This window comes from Streptomyces sp. NPDC034670 (assembly GCF_055574875.1).
The window spans coordinates 1-17479 of record NZ_JBVITR010000083.1 but is presented as its reverse complement, the minus strand read 5'-3'; the positions used below and the strand labels follow the sequence as shown (position 1 = coordinate 17479).

Here is a 17479-nt window from a genome sequence, read left to right as displayed (position 1 = left end):
GGAGTGGCGGCGTGGTGACCGGCCGCGCCGGGCGGGTGTCTCGGCGTTCGGGATCAGCGGCACCAACGCCCACGTCATCCTCGAAGAACCCCCGGTCGAGGAATCCCCGGTCGAGGAACCCCCGCTCGAGGAGGTCGCGAGCGGGGAATCCTCTGCGGCGACGGAGCAGCAAGCCGGGTCCGGCGCTCGACTCTCCCCGGTGCCCTGGGTCATCTCGGCACACCGTCCGGAGTCGCTGGCCCAGCAGGCCGCACGCCTCGGCGCTGCCGTCACCGGCGACCACTCGGCTCACGACATCGGCTTCTCCCTGGCCGCCACCCGGGCCGTCCTCACGCACCGCGCCGTCCTCCTCGGCCCCGACACGCCGGCCCTGGCCGCCTCCCTCGCGGCCTTCGGCACCGACACCCCGGACATCATCACCGGTACCGCATCCGAGGGTGGCACCGCTTGGCTGTTCACCGGGCAGGGCAGTCAACGTGCCGGAATGGGACGGGAGCTGTACGTCCGGTTCCCCGTCTTCGCGCGGAGCTTCGACGACGTGTGCGCCCATCTCGACGGAGAGCTGGAGGGCGCCGCCGGATTCGGCCGGGGCGTACGGGACGTGGTCTTCGCGCCCGAGGGATCGGCATCGGCGAACCTGCTCGACCGCACGGGCTACGCGCAGACCGCGCTGTTCGCCGTACAGGTCGCCCTGGTGGAACTGCTGCGGTCGTGGGGCGTGCGGCCCGACTGCGTCCTCGGCCATTCGGTGGGCGAGTTCGCGGCGGCCTACGCCGCCGGGGTCTTCGAACTGCCCGACGCGGCACGGCTGGTGGCCGCCCGCGCGCGGCTGATGCAAGGACTGCCGGAGGGCGGGGCGATGGCGGCGGTCGAAGCCACCGAGGAGGAGATCACCGGGTCGCCCGCCGGCGCGGTGGCGGTCGCCGCGGTCAACGGACCCCGGTCGGTGGTGGTCTCGGGCGCGGAGGACGCCGTGGAGGCGGTGGCCGAGGCCTTCCGGGCGCGGGGGCGCCGGGCGACGCGGCTGCGGGTCAGCCACGCGTTCCACTCGCCGCTGATGGCACCGATGCTCGACGACTTCGCCACCGTCGCCTCCGAGATCCCCTACCGCACGCCGAGCCTGCCCGCCGTGAGCACGGTGACGGGTGAAGCGGTACGGGACGGCGACTGGACCACTGCCGCCTACTGGGCGGAGCAGATCGTCCGGCCCGTCCGGTTCCACGACGCGCTCACCACGGCGACCGGCCCGCAGGGTGCCGCACGGCTCCTCGAGATCGGACCCGACCCCGTCCTCACCGCGCAGGCCCCCGGCGCCACGACCGCCGCCGTGAGCGTGTTGCGCCGCGACCGGGAGGAGACGACCAGCCTTCTCACTGCCCTCGCCGAGGTCTTCGTGCACGGCACGGACATCGACTGGGCGGCGGTGTTCGCCGGGACGGGCGCGCGACGCGTGGAACTGCCCACGTACGCCTTCCGCCGCCGCCGCTACTGGCTCCCCGACCGGGCCGACGGCGGGAACGGAGCGTTGAGTCTCCTCGCCCCCTCCGGCGCACCGGCTACAGAACCGTCCCGACCCTCCGACGCGTCCGGGCCGTTCGAACCCTCCGGCCCCACGGCGGCGGCTGCCCGGCTGCGGGCACTCCCGCAGGCCGAGCGTGAGAACGCCGTCCTGGAACTGGTCGTCTCCCAAGTGACCCGCATCCTCGGTCACACGGACCCGGGAGAGGTCGGCCCCGACCGGAGCTTCCTCGAACTCGGCTTCACCTCTCTCTCCCTCACCGACCTCCGCGACCGCGTCAACCGCGCCTGCGGGGTGCGCCTGCCCACCAGTGCCCTCCATGACCACCCGACGCTCCGCGCCCTGGCCGGGCACGTGAGCGGACAACTGGCCGACGCGGACGCCCGGCGGGCCGCCACCGGACCGGCGGACCCGGTCACGGCGCTGGTCCGACACGCCTTCGAACAACGGCAGTACGAGAAGGGCCTGGACCTCCTCCACCTGGCCGCCACCATGCGCCCCACCTTCGGCACCCCGGACACCCTGCCCGCCACGGACGCCCCGCCCGCCGTACACACCGCACCCGCCCCGTCGCCGGTCCGGCTCGCCACCGGTACTCAGGCCGAGGTCCTGCTCTGCCTTCCGTCGCTCGTCGCACCGGCCACCCCGTACCAGTACGCCCGTTTCGCCGCCGCCCTTCAGGGCGTCCGCGACGTCTGGGTCCTCCCCACCCCCGGCTACGCCCCGGGGGAGCCGCTGCCGGACAGTCCCGGAGCGGCCGTGGCCCACCAGGCCCGGGCCGTCCTCACCGCCTTCGGCGACAAGCCGCTCTCCCTCGTCGCCTACTCCTCGGGCGGTTGGCTCGCCCATCTGCTCGCCGCCGCCCTCACCGAGGCCGGTGCGCCACCGCGCGCCCTGGTCCTGCTGGACTCGCCGGCGGCGGCCGAACAGGACCTCGCCCTCGCCATGGTGGGCACGAGCTGCCGTCTGATGCGTGACTTCCCCGAGGTCCCCGTCGACGCCGACCAGCTCACGGCGACCGCCCACTACGGCCGCCTGTTCACCGGGTGGCGTCCCGAGCCCCGCACTCCGGACCCGCGGACCCTGTTCGTCGCGGCCGCCGAGCACGACCCGGCCCTGCTCATGGGCGCGGAGCGACCCTCCTGGCCGTTGCCCCACGAGGGCGTGTCGGCCCCCGGCAACCACGTCACCCTGCTGGAGCGCGACGCGGAGACCACCGCGCGTGCCGTTCACGAGTGGCTGCTGGAGCAGTGACCTGACCGCGGCGCCGGAGCCGTGGGCAGGACGAGGGCCGCCGCACTCCCCGTGCGGCGGCCCTCGGCGCGGGTGGGTTCCGGACGGTCAGCCGTCGAGCAGCCCGATCGGGTCCTGCTGCTCGTACCAGCCGAGGAACGGCGGGCACAGCCCCCACCCGAGCAGCCGCTGGAGCTCCTCGGGATACTCGCGGACGATCTCCCGCGGCACGGCGAGGAACTGGTTCTCCTCCTGGCGGAGATTGCCGCGTACCAGCGCGAGCGTCAGGCCGGTGCGCGGGTCGTCGGCGAGGTTGGCGCCGCCGCCGTGGAACAGGCCGCCCACCCAGATCAGACACGAACCGGGGTCCATCTCGGCGGGCACGGCCTCCTCGGGGCGCGGGGCACGCTCCGCCTCCCAGGTGTGGCTGCCCGGGTAGACCATCGTCGCGCCGTTCTCCTCGGTGAACTCGCTCATCGCCAGCATGATCTGCACCCGGTTGGTCGGCCCGGGGCAGGGCAGCAGATGCGCGATGTCGTCGCGGTGCGGCGGCTGCGGGGTCTCGCCGGGCCAGATCTGGATGGCCTGCGTGATGCTCACCTGGACGTTGGGGGCGAGGTCGGTGCGCTGTCTGCCGAACCAATTGGTCGACGGACGTTCGATCAGGTTCCGGGCGGCGCCGAGATACAGCGGGTCGAGGGCGATGCGCTCCATGTGCCGGGAGCGGGCGAACAGCGAGCTGATCCGCTTGGTGCGCTGGCCGGTGAAGGAGCTGTCGCCGTAACCGGCGGCGTCCAGCGCGGGGCCGATGTCGTCCCACAGCCCCTTCAGGGTCGCTGCGTCGACGAGGTCCTCGACGATCACACCGCCGTCGCGTTCCAGGACGGCGGTGACGTCGGCCACCGAGGCGGTGGCGGGGAGCCGGGTGAGGTCTGCGGACATGGGAGTTCCTGGTTCTGTCGGTCGGGTGGGCGGTGCGGTCACCAGCGCACCGGCAGGGCGGCGAGCCCGTACAGCACCCCGTCGTCCTTGTACGTCAGTTCCTCGACGGAGCAGGCCAGCTCGAGTGTGGGAAGCCGGTCGAAGAGGGTGCGGTAGGCGAGTTCCATCTCGACGCGGACGAGATGCTGGCCGAGGCACTTGTGCCGGCCGTGACCGAACGCCACATGGCCCTGGGCCGAGCGGCCGGGGTCGAAGGCGTGCGGGCAGGCGAAGCGGGCCTCGTCGTAGTTGGCGGCGGCCACCAGCGGCGCCACGCCCTCGCCGGCCCGGATGAGCTGGCCGCCGATCTCCACGTCCGCGACGGCCACCCGCAGCGGAACGAGGTCGGCGACGGAGTAGAACCGCAGCAGTTCGTCCACGATGCCGTCGTCACGGATCCACTCCGGGTGTGACATGAGGGGGACCGCGCCGAGTGCGATGTTGTTGGCGGTGGTCTCCTGACCCGCGATGAGCAACAGGAGCGCGGCCCCGCCGACCTCCATCGGGGTCAGCTCCCCGGACCCGATCATCGTGCTGATCAGGTCGTCCCCGGGCCGGCGCCGCTTGATGGTGACCATCCGGCCCAGGTAGCGCAGCAGTTCCGTCGTGGCCCGGTCGCGCTCCTCGTCGGTGGCGGCGAGGGTGACGAGGACGGCGATCCGGGACTCGAAGAACGCCCGGTCGGCCTGCGGCACGCCCAGCAGCTCGCAGATCACCAGTGACGGGACGGGCACCGCGAAGTCGGCGACCAGGTCGGCCGGACTGCCCTTGGCGACCAGCGACTCCACGCAGTCCTTGACGACCCGTTGGATCCTGGGCCGCAGCTCCTTCATACGGCGGGCCGTGAAGGGCTGCATCAGGACCTTGCGGTAGCGCTCGTGCTCGGGAGGGTCGAGCGTGGCGAACCACCCGGGGATCTGCGTCTGCGAGGGCGGTCCGCCGGTCCGGCCCGGCGTCGGGAAGCCGTCGTTGCGGGAGTCGGAGCTGAGGTGCGGGCTGAGAAGTGCCTCCCGCACGTCCTCGAACCGGGTCAGCAGCCAGACCCGCTGGCCCCCCGGCATCATCGACCACACCAGGCCCTCGCGTGCGCGGTACGCGGCGTAACTGGGCGGCGGGAAGGGCTCACCGGGGCGGCGGAACGGGAAGTCGACCCGCCGCGCGGCATCGCCCTGTACGTCTGTGGCTGTCACGTGCCATCCCCTCTCACCGGGACGTGCCACCGGGACGCCGGGGCGCCCGGCGTCGGACGAAGGATGGGGGAGCCGCGGCGGGCAAATCCCTAGTCATCACCACGCGCCCACCGCCGAACCGATCCCGTCTCGCCGTCCCGCCGTCGGACCGCTCCACCCGGTCGGCCCCACGCCTTCGCCCGCTACCACACCACCGGCAATTCCTCCGGGCCCCCGACGAGCCGCCCGGCGCCCGTCACGAGCTGTTCCTCCGGTACCGCCGGGCGCAGTGCGGGCATCCGGCGGAAGAGCGCGCCGTACGCCTCCGCCAGCTCGATCCGGGCCAGCGAGGCGCCGACGCAGTGCCACACCCCGTGCCCGAACGACAGGTGGGGGTTGGGGGACCGGGTGGGGTCGAAGGCGCCGGGTGCCTCGAAGACCCGCTCGTCGTGGTTGGCGAGGGCGAAGTCCAGCAGGACCAGCTCACCGGCACGGACGGTGACCCCGCCCACCTCGATGTCCTCACCGGCGTACCGGGGGAGGACGGAACCGGACCGCTTGCCGCACCTGAGCACCTCCTCCACCACCCCCGCCATCGCCTCCGGGGAGGTGAGCGCCGCCTCGCGCTGCTCGTCGTGGCGGGCGAGCAGCACCACACCCAGGTCGACGTGACTGACCACGCTCTCCAGGCCTGCGAACAGCAGCGTCGCGGCGAGCGCGGCGGTCCGGTCGTCGGGCACTCCGGAGGCGACCAGCCGGGACAGGACGTCGTCGCCGGGCGCGCTCCGGGAGGCGGCCGCCAGTTCGCGGAACAGCGCGAACAGGGTGCCCGGCCCCGGCGGTGGCTCGTCCGCCGTTCCGACCCGGCCGAGGTCACGGAGCAGCGCGGCACACCGGCCGCGTTCCGTCTCGGGGACGCCGATCAGGTCGAACAGGATGCCCAGCGCGTACGGGAAGGAGAACGACGCGTGCAGGTCCGCCGGCTGCTCGCGCCCGGCGAAGACCTCGGCCAGGGTCTGCGCGGCGGCCGCGACGCGCGGCTGGAGCTCGCGCATCCTGCGGGCCGCGAACTGAGGTGTGAGCAGCGCCCGGACCTCCCGGTGCAGCCGCCGTGCCACGTCCGCGTCGTCGACGATCAGCATCTCCACGAGAGGGCTGTCGACATAGCGGGGCGCCGAGGCCGGCCGGGGATGATGGCGCCCCAGGCGCTCGTCCCGGAGCAGTTCCCTGGTCTCGGCGTGCCGGGTGACGAGCCACGCCGGGTCCCCCGCCGGAGTGAGCACTCGGCGGATGGCCGGTCCGTCCCGCAGGGCGTGCGACGGGCCGGCGGCGAACACCGGCCGCGACTCGGTGGTCAGCCGCGGTAACTCGGCGCCTTTTGACGTGTTCACGATAAAATCCTGCGGGAGAGAGGGTGGGACGCCCAGAATGCCGTCGGCCGGTCCGCCTCGAACGGCCCTATCCTGACGAGACTGGGGAATTCCCTAGGAAAACGAGGAGTCCCCACGGGGAACGGCGCGTAATGCGACACGTGGCGAGAACGGAACTCATTCGCTTTCCGCGTCGCTGCGGCTCCGGATTCCAGCGGGCGGTGCGCATTTCCCCGGGCCGTGTCCGGCCCGGACCGCCCCCGCACGCCCGGGGCGCGGATTTCGTTGGCGATCGCGGGTTGGCGGTGGATCGTCCGGCTCGTGCCGAGGGGTGGGGCGTGCCGTTCTCGTCCGGGGTTGTGCGTTGCGTCGGGAAGCGCAACGCGGGACGTGCGTATGATCGGACATGCAGCCAAGGTTCGGACCATCCCCAACTCCCTTGTGTGGTGGGGCAGTACAGGAGTCACGGTGGCCTCACTCATCGGCCCGGAGGTGGCGGACGAGCCCGGACTCGTCGGCCGGGACCTGGAGCTCTCGCTGGTGCGCGAGCACGTCCACGGGGCCGGTGAGGGCCGGGCGGTACTGCTGCGCGGTCCCGCCGGCATGGGCAAGACCCGCCTGATGTCCGCCGCGCTCGGCGAACTGGCCGGCGACGCCCACGTGCTCACCGTGAAGTGCCAGGAGAACGGCGCCGGCGCGTACGCCACCGTCCGCGCCCTCTTCGCGCCGCTCGGCCTGACCGCGGAGGACCCCGCCGACCACCCGCTGCTGCGCGGCAGCGCCCGTCTGGCCCTGCCCGCACTCACCGTCGCCGGGGCGCCCGCGGCCGTCCCCGTCGACACCTACGCCGTCATGCACGGCCTGTACTGGCTCACCGCCGGACTCGCCGCCGACAAACCCCTCGTCCTCGCCGTCGACGACGTCCAGTGGTGCGACGAGGCCTCACTGCGCTGGCTCGGCTTCCTCCTCAGGCGCGCCGAGGACCTGCCGGTCGCGCTGTTCATGACCCTGCGCAGCGAGGTCGAGGTCCGACGGCCCGACGTGCTCGACGAGATGGCCGACGCCGCCGCCTGCCTCACCGTCGACGTGCAGCCCCTCACCGACGATGCCGTGCGCGACATGCTCACCGCCGCCCTCGGGACGACGCCCGATCCGTCGGTCGTCGACCGCTGCATGGAGATCACCGGCGGCACGCCCTTCCTGGTGCAGAGGGTGGCGGGCGAGCTGAGGAACCTCCCGCCCGTGTCCGGGCCGGCCGCCGCCGCACTGTCCGACGGGTTCGGCCACGGAGCGGTGGCCCGCTTCCGCGTCGACCGGCTCACACCCGAACGGCTCGCCGTCGCCAAGGCGATCGCGGTCCTGGAGACCGACGACCTCGAACCCGTCGCCGCCCTCGCCGGCACCCGGCCGGGACCCGCGGGCCGCGCCGTCGACGCGCTGCGCGAAGCCGGCCTGCTGCACCCCGACTCCCTCGGCTACCGGCACGACCTCATCCGGCAGGCCGTACTCGACGCCACCCCGGACACCGAGCTCGTCGAACTGCGCGAGCGTGCTGCCCGGTTGCTCAACGACTCCGGAAGCCCCACCGAACAGGTCGCCGTCCAGCTGATGCGCCTGTCGGACATCCCGGAACCCTGGATGGTCACGGCACTGCGCTCCGCCGCGCTCGGCGCCGAGCAGCGCGGCGCACCCGCCGTCGCCGGCCAGTACCTCACCCGCGCCCTGTGCCACGATCCCGACGACGTCGAACTCCTCGCCGACTCCGCCAGGACCCTCGCCAACAGCGACCCGCGTACCGCGCTGAACAGGCTGGAGCACGCGCTGACGCTCGTGACCGAGCCCCGCACCCGGTGCCGGCTGATCATCCAGTACGTGGTGACCGCGCTCGGCGCGTACCACTCCCTGCGCGCCTTCGAACTCGTCAACGAGGCACTCGAGTTGTGCGAGACCGAGCTCGGCAACTCCCCGGCCGACCAGGCACTGCGCACCCGCGTCGAGGCCATGGTGCTGGTCGCCGGACTGGACGAGAAGACGACCGTGCGCAGCGTGAGCGAACGCTTCCGGGACCACGCCGCGCCGCCCGGTGAAACCGCCGAGGAACGCCTGCTGCTGGGCATGCTGTGCGCGCTCGGCACCCTGGAGGGCAGGCCCGCCGCCGACGTCGTACCCGCGGCCGAACGAGTTCTGCGCATGGGAGACGTGTCCCTCGGCGGCTGGGGTGCCCTCGGTTCCAGCCTCACCCTCTATCTGGCCGACGAGATCAAGCCGGTCGACGCCGCCCTCACCGCCCTGCTCGAACACGCCCAGAAACGCGGCGAGGCATGGACCTGCGCCCTCGCCTCCACCACCCGGGCCCAGGTGCACCTGTGGACGGGCAACATCACGCAGGCTCTGTCCGACGCGCAGCTGGCCTTCGACCTTGCCCACCGCAACCTGCGCGTGTTCAGCGCGGTCGGCCCGCAGAGCGCGCTCGCGGAGGCCCTGGTGCACCGGGGCGAGGCGCAGCGCGCGGAGGAACTGCTCGACATGGTCGGCAGGCCCCGGTTGGACCAGTTCGCCCTCGAGTACCACACCTACCTGATGACCCGGGCGCGCGCCCGGGCGGCGCTCGGTGACCTGGAAGGAGCCCTCCGGTACCTGCGGCAGTGCGGCGACAGCCTCGCCGCGGCCGGCATCGGCAGCCCGGTACTGGCACCCTGGTGGTACGACGCCGCGCAGGTGCTCGCCGAACTCGGCCGCGCCGACGAGGGGCTGGAGATCGTCGAGCAGGTGGAACCGGCGGTACGGCGCTGGGGCACGGCCCGGGTGCTGGGCATGCACCGCTTCGCCCGCGGCATCCTGACCCCCGGCGACAACGGTGTCGAGGAGCTGACCGAGGCCGCCCGGCTCCTCGACGGCAGCGCGGGACGACTGGAGAGCACCCGCGCCGAACACGAGCTCGGCCGCCGGCTGCTGGAGCGCGGCGACGCCGAGGGCGCCCGGGAAAGGCTGCGCCGCTCCATCGATCTGGCCGTGCTGTGCGGGAGCAAGCTTCTCCTCGCCCAGGCACTGCCGGCACTGGCCGCCGCCGGCGGGCGATTGCGGCACAGCACCGAATCACCGACCGACGCGCTGAGCGGAAGTGAACGCCACGTTGCCGAGCGGGCCGCGGCCGGTGCCACGAACCGAGAGATCGCCGAAGCGCTGTTCCTCACGCAGCGCACCGTCGAGTTCCATCTGACGAGCGTCTACCGAAAGCTCGGCATCCGGGGCCGGCAGGAGCTCGCCACCGTTCTCGCCGGCCGATGGAACCCCGCGCAGTAACCTGCCGGGCGGCCCGCGTTCCTCTGGGATACCGGAGCAATTAGAGATACGCCTTCCATCAACGCACGTTGCGTCTCGCGGAACCCTCCGGTCAACGCGTGTCGATTCGCCGTAACCTCAAAAAAAGCTCAGGGTTCCCAGGGGGAACCTGTAATGCCGGGGCAAGGTATGTAATCTCCGATTCGCAGGAAGACAGGAAGAGCAGGTCACTGGCTGTCGTGAGGCGAGAGGTGCGCATGCGGAGTCCCCTGGTGCGGCTCACCGTCCGTCTCCCGGCCCCTGTCGCCCGCGACAGGCACGACCCGAACCGGCGGTCGGCCCCGTGACGGTGCCTCCCGCGCTGGCCCCCACCCGCCTCGTCGGGCGGGACTCCGTCCTCGGCGCGATCGACGGCCTCGTCACCCGGCTGGAGAACGGCGCCTGTGAACTCGCCGTCGTCACAGGCCCCGTGGGCACCGGACGCAGCGCCGTCCTCGAATGGGCCGTCACCCGGGCCCGCGCCGCCGGCGTCGCCGTCGGCGTCGCCCGCTGCTCACCCCGCGAGTCCCGCATCCCGTACGGCACGGTCACCCAGCTGATGGCCACCCTGTGCCCGCCGTCCCGCTTCGGCGCGCTCGCCGGCGCCCTCGGCCCCGGCACCCGGCCGACGGCGGCCGTCGCCCGCATGTGCGACACACTGCTCGCCGAATGGACCGGACGTCCCGTCCTGCTGGCCGTGGACGACGTCCACCTCGCCGACACCGAATCCCTGCGCTGGCTCGTCCGACTGGGCGGGCACGCCCACGACGGCCCGGTCCTCGCGCTGGCCACCTCGCCCCTGCCGGTCCGTCAGGCCTTCGCCGCGGCCGGAACCCACGACCCCGCCCGCCCCTGCCCCGTGCACACGCTGCGCCTCGAACCCCTGACCGCCGACGAGGCGCACACCCTGCTGGAGAGGTACGCCGGGCGGCCGCTGGAGAGGTCCGTGCTCGCCGCCACCGCGGTCGCCGGGGGCTCACCGGCCGTGCTGCGCGCCGTCGCCGACCGGATGGCCGAACTCGACCGGCCCCTCGGCACCGACGCCTTACCCCACCTCGTCGCCACCGCACGGGCCGCCTGGTCCGAGCGTGCCCTGACGACCGCCCACGGCCTCTCCGAGGACACCGTCGGCCTGCTGAGGGTGATCGCGGCCGTCGGCCACCTGCTCGACTCCGGGCAGATCGCCGCCGTCGCCGGCCTCGACGCCACCCCGTTCGACGACGCCGTGGAGGCCCTGCGCGCCTGCGGGCTGCTGGCCGAGGCCGGCACCCCCCGGCTCGCCCACCCCTGGTTCGCCGACGACGTACTCGCCGGCATGACCCGCGCCGAACGCGACACCCTGCACCTGAGGGCGGCCGCCCTGCACGGCGGAAGCAGCGACCGGATCGGTACCGTCGCCGACATGCTCGGCGCCGTCACGGGACTCGTGAGGCCCTGGAGCGCGACGGACAGCGCCCCGACCACCCGGCCCCGCCCGGCCGACGTCACCACCGCGGCCCTGCGCCACGCCCTGCGCGAGCCCGTCACCGAGCCCGAACGCGCCCGGCTCCTCCTTCGCCTCGCCGGCGTCGAGGCCGTCACCGCCCCGCAGGCAAGCGACGGCCGGCTCCGCCAGGTCATGCTCCGCCACGCCACCCAGGAGACCTGGTCCGCCGTCCTCCACGCCGCCGACCTGCTGCTCAGCCGGGGCGACGCCGAAACCACCCGCTGGGTCATCGCCGATGTCCACCAAAGGGCGCTGACCGCGATACCCGACGCGCAACTCCGCCCGCTGCGCGCCCTCGGCCGGCTCGCCCGCGACGAGACCGGCGGACCGCCCCTCGTCGCCCCGCCGCCCGCCCACACCGACCACCCCGGACACCCCGCCCAGGCCGCCGTGCTCGCCTGGACCCTGGCCGCCCGCGCCGACGACCGCGTCCGCGTGCTCGACCTCGCCCGCACCACCCTCGCCGAACCCGCCGACGTCCCCCTCATGTGCCGCATCGCCGCCTCCCGCGCCCTGCTGTGCGCGGACGACGTCACCGGCGGCCTGGACCGCCTTGATGCCGTCATCACCGACGCCGACGCCGCCGGTGCCCGCGCCGTCGCCGCACAGGCCCTGCTGACCCGGGCAGAGGCGGCCGTACGCCTCGGCCGTCCCGAGGACGGACTGCGCGACCTGGCCGCCGCCACCCGCGAACTCCCGCCCGCCTCCTGGCACACGCTGCTGCGGCCCCGGCTGACCGCGGCGGAAGTCCTCGCCCTCGTCCGGTGCGGGCGCGTGGACGAGGCCCGACGCGTCGCCGAGCGGTCCCGCACCCGCACCGGGGGCCACAGCGTCACCTCGGGCTTCCTGCTGTACGCGCGAGCCGAACTCGCCCTGATCGACGGGGACGCCGCCGGCGCCCTGCTCCTGCTGGAGGAGTGCGGCCGGCTGCTCCGCTCCAAACGGTGGCACAACCCCATGCTCATCCCCTGGCGCGGCACCGCCGCCGTCGCCCACCACCACCTGGGCGCCCCGGACGCCGCAGCCGAACTCCTCGCCGAGGAACACCGCGTCGTCGAACGCTGGGGCACCGCCGACGCCTTCACCGGCCTGCGCACCCGCACCCACGACACACTCGCCCGCTACGGCGTCGACCTGCCCGGTGTGACGTCCCGCAGCGCACCCGCCGCGACCCCGGCGGACCCCGAGGACCGGGAACTGTCCGACGCCGAACGCGCCGTCACCGACCTCGTCCTGGCCGGCCACGGCAACCGCGAGATCGCCACCCGGCTCGGCCTGTCCACCCGCACCGTCGAACTGCGGCTCACCAAGCTCTACCGCAGGCTCGGCGTCAAGGGCCGCTCCGCCCTGGTCACCCACCTGCTGGCCGGGCAGGAGGACGGCTGACCCATGCTGCTGGAGCGCGAACAGGAACTGACCGTCCTCGACAAGGCCGTCGCGGAGGCACAGTCGGGTTCCGGCGCGCTCGTCCTCATCGACGGCGGCGCCGGCACCGGCACCACCGCGCTCCTGCACCGGCTGGCCGACCTCGCGGCGTCCGCCGGCCTGCTCGTCCTGCGCTCCGGCGGCGCCTTCGGCGAACGCGGCGTCCCGTTCGGCGTCGTACGCCAGTTCGTGCTGCCCCTGCTCGCCGACCCGGGGGTACCCACACCCGGGCCCGCCGGCCCGCTGCTCGCCGCGGCCGACGGGCCGCACCCGCGGGACCCCACCGCCGCCGACCTCGCCGACACCCTGCACTGGCTGCACATCCTGCTCGCCGGGATCAGCACCGACCGCACCGTGCTGCTCGCCGTCGACGACCTCGGCTGGGTCGACGAACCCTCCCTGCACGTGCTGGCCCACCTCGCGGCGCGACTCGAAGGCCTGCGGATGCTGGTGGCCGTGGTCCGCAAGGACGGTCCGAGCGCCCGCGACCCGCTCGTCCGGGACATCGCGGCCGCCGCCACCCACCGCGTACGGGCCCGGGCACTGTCCCGCCGGGCCACGGGCCGGCTGGTCGCCGACCGGCTGGGGCCGCGCTGCCCCGAGGAGTTCGCGTCGGCCTGCCACCACGTCACCGGCGGCCGGCCCAAGGACCTCAAGGTGCTGTGTGACCGGGCCCGGCTCAGGCGCCTGGGCGGACCCGCCTGGCACACGACGCGGCTGCGGGAACTCGGCGAATCGCTGCGCCGGGAGCGGCTGCTCCTGCTGCTGCGCCGCGAACCCGTCGTGGAGGCCTTCGCCAAGGCCGTCGCGGTCCTCGGGGACCGGGCCACGGACGACCTCGCCGCGCGGCTCGCCGGACTCAGCCAGGAGCAGTGCGACCACGCCCGCGAGATCCTGTCCGGCACCTGGCCCGGCACCGCCGACGACGACCCGGAGCCGTCCGCGGCGTCCGTCCGCGCGGTCGCCGGGATCGTCCTGCGGGCCATGGGCGACGAGGAGAGCTCCCACCGGCACCGGCAGGCGTCGGTCCTGCTCGACGAGTGCGGAGCCGACCCCGAGGACGTCGCCGCACCGCTGCTGCACGTCGACCGGCTGGGCGACCCCTGGGAGATCCACCAGCTGCGCACCGCCGCCGCCGGCGCCCGGCGCAGGGGCGCCCCCGACGCGGCCGTGCGCTACCTCAGCCGCGCCCTCGTCGACGTGCCGGCCACCAGCCGTGTACGGGCCGAGCTGCTCTTCGAACTCGGTGTCACGGAACTGGAGTCGGGATCTGCCTCGGCCGGCCGGCACCTCGTGCAGGCCGCCCGGCTCATGCCGCACATCAGGCGCCGGGCGGAAGTCGTCTCCAGCACCCCGATGCACGTCGTCGGCAACGACCCCCAGCTCGCCGACCTCGTCCGCGAGACGGCCGCCGTCCTCGGCACGCCCCGAGAGACCGACCGGCACGGCAGGCAGCTGGCGATGCGGCTGGAGGCCCGCGCCCGCTACGCCGGGCTGCACGACCCGCGGTTCGTCACGTCTGCGGCACGGCGGCTGAACGAACTGGGGGAGCGGCACACCGGACCGCCGTCGTCGGAACGGGAACTGCGGACCGTGCTGCTGTTCGCCGCCGCCGTGGGCGGCGAGGCCGCCCACCAGGACATCGCCCGCATGGCCCGCCAGGTCCTGGACCGGGAACCCGCGCACGCCGCGCTGCCCGGCCCCGCGCTGGAGCTGCTGCCGCCGGTCCTGTACACGGTGGACGAACCACAGGCCGCCGCCTCCTGGCTGGACGCGGCACGGCTGCACGCCGCACGGGAGGGCGCCCCCGGCCTCATGGCCAGGGTGGAGGCGCAGCGCGGACTCCTCCTGCTGGCCCGGGGCGAGATCGCACTCGCCCGTGAATGCGGCACCCGCGCCTTCGCGCTCGCGGACGGGGCGCCCCCGGAAGAGCGGCTGCTGCCCGTCCTCACCCTGGGGCGGGTCGCGCTCGAACTCGCGGACGCGGAGCTGGCCGGGCAGGTGACCGACTCCGTCGAGTCGGCCGCCGACCTGCGGTTGTTCGCCCTGCAACGGGCGCTGCGCGGACTGCGTGCCGAGGCGCACGGCAACCTGCCGGTGGCCCTCGCGCAGTACCTCGACTGCGGCCGGGTGCTGGAGCGGGCCGGCTGGCTCAACCCGGCGATCGCCGACTGGCAGGTGCGGGCGGCGTTCGTCCAGCACCGGCTCGGCCGGACCGCCGAGGCCGCCGCCCTGGCCGACGAATGTCACGAGCGCGCCCGCGTCTGGGGCGCACCCACCATCCTGGGTCGCACGCTGCGGCTGCGCGGCACCCTCACCGAGGGTCCGGGAGGCGTCGCCCTGCTGCGGCAGGCCGTCGACCTCCTGGAGACGCGGGGCAACCGGTACGAACTCGCGCAGGCCCTGGCCGCCCTGGGCGGTCGGCTGCGGCGGACCTCGGACGCCGAGGGCGACCGCCTGTGGCAGCGCGGGCGACGACTGGCCGCCGAATTACGGAACACTCCGGACGGTATCCGGTCGGGAATGTCGACGAGGCCCGCCCGGGCCGTCGTCGCGGGACTCACCCCTGCCGAAATGAAGGTCGCGGAACGGGCGGCGCGCGGACTCAGCAACCGGGAGATCGCCGCAGAACTGGGAACGAGTACGCGGGCCGTGGAAAGGCACCTGACGAGTTCCTACCGTAAATTCGGCATCTCCGGACGTGACGAACTCGCCCGTACCCTGGGGCAGGCGTAGCGCTCGCATTGACCGTCCGGTCGCTCGTTTGAGCTCTCTCCTTTTCTTCGCCGTTACCAATGGGTAACGAATTGCTCCCCGGGGTCCCCCCAGGCATCTTCCCGAGCCCTGTGGCAGCTTCGCAGATCATGGCCCTGACGTGCGCCATCGCTTCCAGTTCGGGAGATTTCGCGGCGCTTCGGAAAGTACTCGACGGTAGGACCGCAATGGACACCGAACCATCGCCGTGCGGTACCGCAGTCTTAGGAACAAAAGGGCTGGTCGGAACCCGGTCGGCCTTGACATGGTTTTTCAGGTGGTGGCAATGTCATGAGTAAAGAAGATTCCGCTCGACGGGATGTTCTTCTGGTCATCAGCTCCGAGAGAGAGTGGCCCACCCCCCATGAAGAACGCAGGCCTCGACTTTGCAGAGAAACTTTCCGACGCGACGCACAACTGGGTGTCGGAACCGTATCGCGACAGTTATTGGGCGCTTTTCGAGCAGTCCTTCGTGTGCATGGCCAACCTGGATCTGGAATTTCGGATCCTGGAGGCCAACCAGTCCTTCGCCCGCCAGTTCGGCTGGAGCCCCGGGCGCGGGACGGGCAAGAACTTCTGCGAGTTCCTGCACCCCAGCGTGCAGGGCAAGCTGAAGAACGAGCTGATCCGGTTGGCGGACGGCCAGAGCCCCCGCTTCGCCGACCACATGGTCGCGCTGGACGCGAAGGACTCCGTCTTCCTCGGTGAGATGACCGGCATCGCGGTACGTGGCGGCGCCGGCCGGGTCGACCGCATCCTGGTCCTGGTCGATCCGGACGAGTCCGAGACCGGACCACAGATCGTGAGCGCCCGGCGCAAGCTGTTCAGCCCGATGCACGCACGCATCCTGGAGGGCGTGGCGGCCGGTGAATCGACGGTCCAGCTCGCCGCGAAACTCTTCCTCAGCCGCGGCGGAGTGGAGTACCACGTCTCCTCGCTGCTGCGGAAGATGAAGGTCACCAACCGGCCGGCGCTGATATCGAAGAGCTACTCCATGGGCGTGTTCGCCGTCGGCCAGTGGCCGCCCCGGGTGCGTCCGGAGTTCGTCTCCGAATGACCGCCCGGACCGTACAGGACCGCGGAGGGCCCCCACCCGTGCGGGAAGCCCTCCGCGGCCGGCTCACGACACCGACGTACGCGCCGCGTCGAGCTCCTTCTGGATCTCGGCGTTCACGGCGCTCTGGTGGTCGGTGAGGAAGAAGTGACCGCCGGCGAAGACCTGCATGCGGAACGTGCCCTCCGTGTGCTCCTGCCACGCCGAGGCCTCGTCCAGCGTCGTCCGCGGGTCGCGGTCACCGGTCAGCACGGTGAGCGCGCACCGCACCCTGCGCCCCGGAGCGCAGGTGTACGTCTCGATGGCCCGGTAGTCCCCGCGGATCGCCGGCATCGCCATCCGCAGCAGCTCGTCGTTCCCGAACACCGCCGAGTCGGTGCCGTTGAGCAACCGCAGCTCGGCGACCACCCCGTCGTCGTCCCGCTGATGGACCCGCTCGTCACGGCGGGTCGAGGGGGCGCGGCGCCCGGAGGCGACGACCGTGCGCGGCGGATTGTCGCCCGACGCCTCCAGCCGCAGCGCCGTCTCGAAGGCGAGGACCGCGCCCATGCTGTGCCCGAAGAAAACCGTCGGCTTCTCGCTCAGCCCGCCGATCTCCTCGGCCAACCGGTCCGCCAGCTCACCGATGTCCTCGATGCACGGCTCCCTGTGCCGGTCCTGGCGCCCCGGGTACTGCAGGGCCACCACGTCGGCCTCCGGGGCGAAGCGCACCGAGACCGGGTGGAAGAAGCTGGCCGAGCCACCCGCGTGGGGAAAGCAGACGAGCCGCACGGCACTGTCGGCGGACGGATGGTAACGGCGGATCCAGGCCGTGGTGGCGTCGTCGGCGATACGCGACATGGCATCCCTTTCCAGAGGTTTCGTCGGTGCGGCAGGCGGTCCGCGGCGCGTCCGCCTGCCGTCACCCGGCCATTGAAGAGGGCCCGCACCCCGCAAATCCCTACACTTGCCGCCCGCCCCCGCCACCACGGTTCCGGTCACCCCGGCCGCCGCCACCGGCCGAAAGACTAGCATTTCGCCCTGACTTGCTGTTTTAGAGTGAGCTCCACCAGTTCAGGCGAACAGTGGACCTGTGAGGTACTCGCGAACCATGCCGACCGAAACGTTTGAGTTCCAGGTAGAGGCCCGTCAGCTGCTCCAGCTGATGATCCACTCGGTCTACTCGAA

Annotated in this window: 9 protein-coding genes; 5 read left to right on the top strand and 4 right to left on the bottom strand. The window is 73.1% G+C overall.

Annotated features, from left to right (window positions below):
* Window positions 1-2773, top strand: a 2773-nt coding sequence (locus tag ACZ56B_RS31270) for an acyltransferase domain-containing protein (protein WP_468797946.1), incomplete at its 5' end; no start/stop codon positions are given.
* An 87-nt stretch (window positions 2774-2860) separates the two neighbouring features.
* On the opposite strand, the gene ACZ56B_RS31265 is transcribed toward ACZ56B_RS31270, so the two are convergent.
* From ACZ56B_RS31265 to ACZ56B_RS31255, 3 genes are all read right to left on the bottom strand, one after another.
* Window positions 2861-3694 carry a phytanoyl-CoA dioxygenase family protein gene (locus ACZ56B_RS31265; RefSeq protein WP_468797943.1) on the bottom strand — a complete coding sequence of 278 codons (834 nt, stop codon included), beginning with the start codon at window positions 3692-3694 and terminating at the stop codon, window positions 2861-2863.
* 38 nt (window positions 3695-3732) lie between these two features.
* Entirely contained in the window at window positions 3733-4923 is a 1191-nt protein-coding gene (locus ACZ56B_RS31260) for a cytochrome P450 (RefSeq protein ID WP_468797940.1), read from the bottom strand.
* A gap of 182 nt (window positions 4924-5105) precedes the next feature.
* Window positions 5106-6293, bottom strand: coding sequence for a cytochrome P450 (locus tag ACZ56B_RS31255; protein WP_468797937.1), 1188 nt, complete (start codon window positions 6291-6293; stop codon window positions 5106-5108).
* Between the two features lie 447 nt (window positions 6294-6740).
* Here ACZ56B_RS31255 and ACZ56B_RS31250 point away from each other — a divergent pair, with 447 nt between their 5' ends.
* The 4 genes from ACZ56B_RS31250 to ACZ56B_RS31235 all read left to right on the top strand — a co-directional run bounded on the left by ACZ56B_RS31250 (window position 6741) and on the right by ACZ56B_RS31235 (window position 16315).
* The gene (locus tag ACZ56B_RS31250; RefSeq protein ID WP_468797934.1) at window positions 6741-9575 is read left to right on the top strand and encodes an ATP-binding protein; all 2835 of its coding nucleotides are present in this window, start codon (window positions 6741-6743) and stop codon (window positions 9573-9575) included.
* A 322-nt stretch (window positions 9576-9897) separates the two neighbouring features.
* Window positions 9898-12465 (top strand): AAA family ATPase, encoded by a 2568-nt coding sequence (locus tag ACZ56B_RS31245; RefSeq protein WP_468797931.1) that lies wholly within the window; start codon window positions 9898-9900, stop codon window positions 12463-12465.
* A gap of 3 nt (window positions 12466-12468) precedes the next feature.
* Window positions 12469-15240 (top strand): AAA family ATPase, encoded by a 2772-nt coding sequence (locus ACZ56B_RS31240; RefSeq protein ID WP_468797928.1) that lies wholly within the window; start codon window positions 12469-12471, stop codon window positions 15238-15240.
* 439 nt (window positions 15241-15679) lie between these two features.
* Entirely contained in the window at window positions 15680-16315 is a 636-nt protein-coding gene (locus ACZ56B_RS31235) for a LuxR C-terminal-related transcriptional regulator (RefSeq protein ID WP_468797925.1), read from the top strand.
* 63 nt (window positions 16316-16378) lie between these two features.
* Here ACZ56B_RS31235 and ACZ56B_RS31230 read toward each other — a convergent pair whose 3' ends face one another.
* A complete protein-coding gene (locus ACZ56B_RS31230; protein ID WP_468797922.1) occupies window positions 16379-17152 on the bottom strand; it encodes a thioesterase II family protein in 774 nt (257 codons plus the stop codon).
* Window positions 17153-17479: the final 327 nt, after the last annotated feature.

What these genes read in the sequence shown, in the direction of transcription:
- ACZ56B_RS31265 (WP_468797943.1), bottom strand. Translation starts at nt 3,694, where the DNA reads ATGTCCGCAGACCTCACCCGGCTCCCCGCCACCGCCTCGGTGGCCGAC.
- ACZ56B_RS31240 (WP_468797928.1), top strand. Translation starts at nt 12,469, where the DNA reads ATGCTGCTGGAGCGCGAACAGGAACTGACCGTCCTCGACAAGGCCGTC.
- ACZ56B_RS31230 (WP_468797922.1), bottom strand. Translation starts at nt 17,152, where the DNA reads ATGTCGCGTATCGCCGACGACGCCACCACGGCCTGGATCCGCCGTTAC.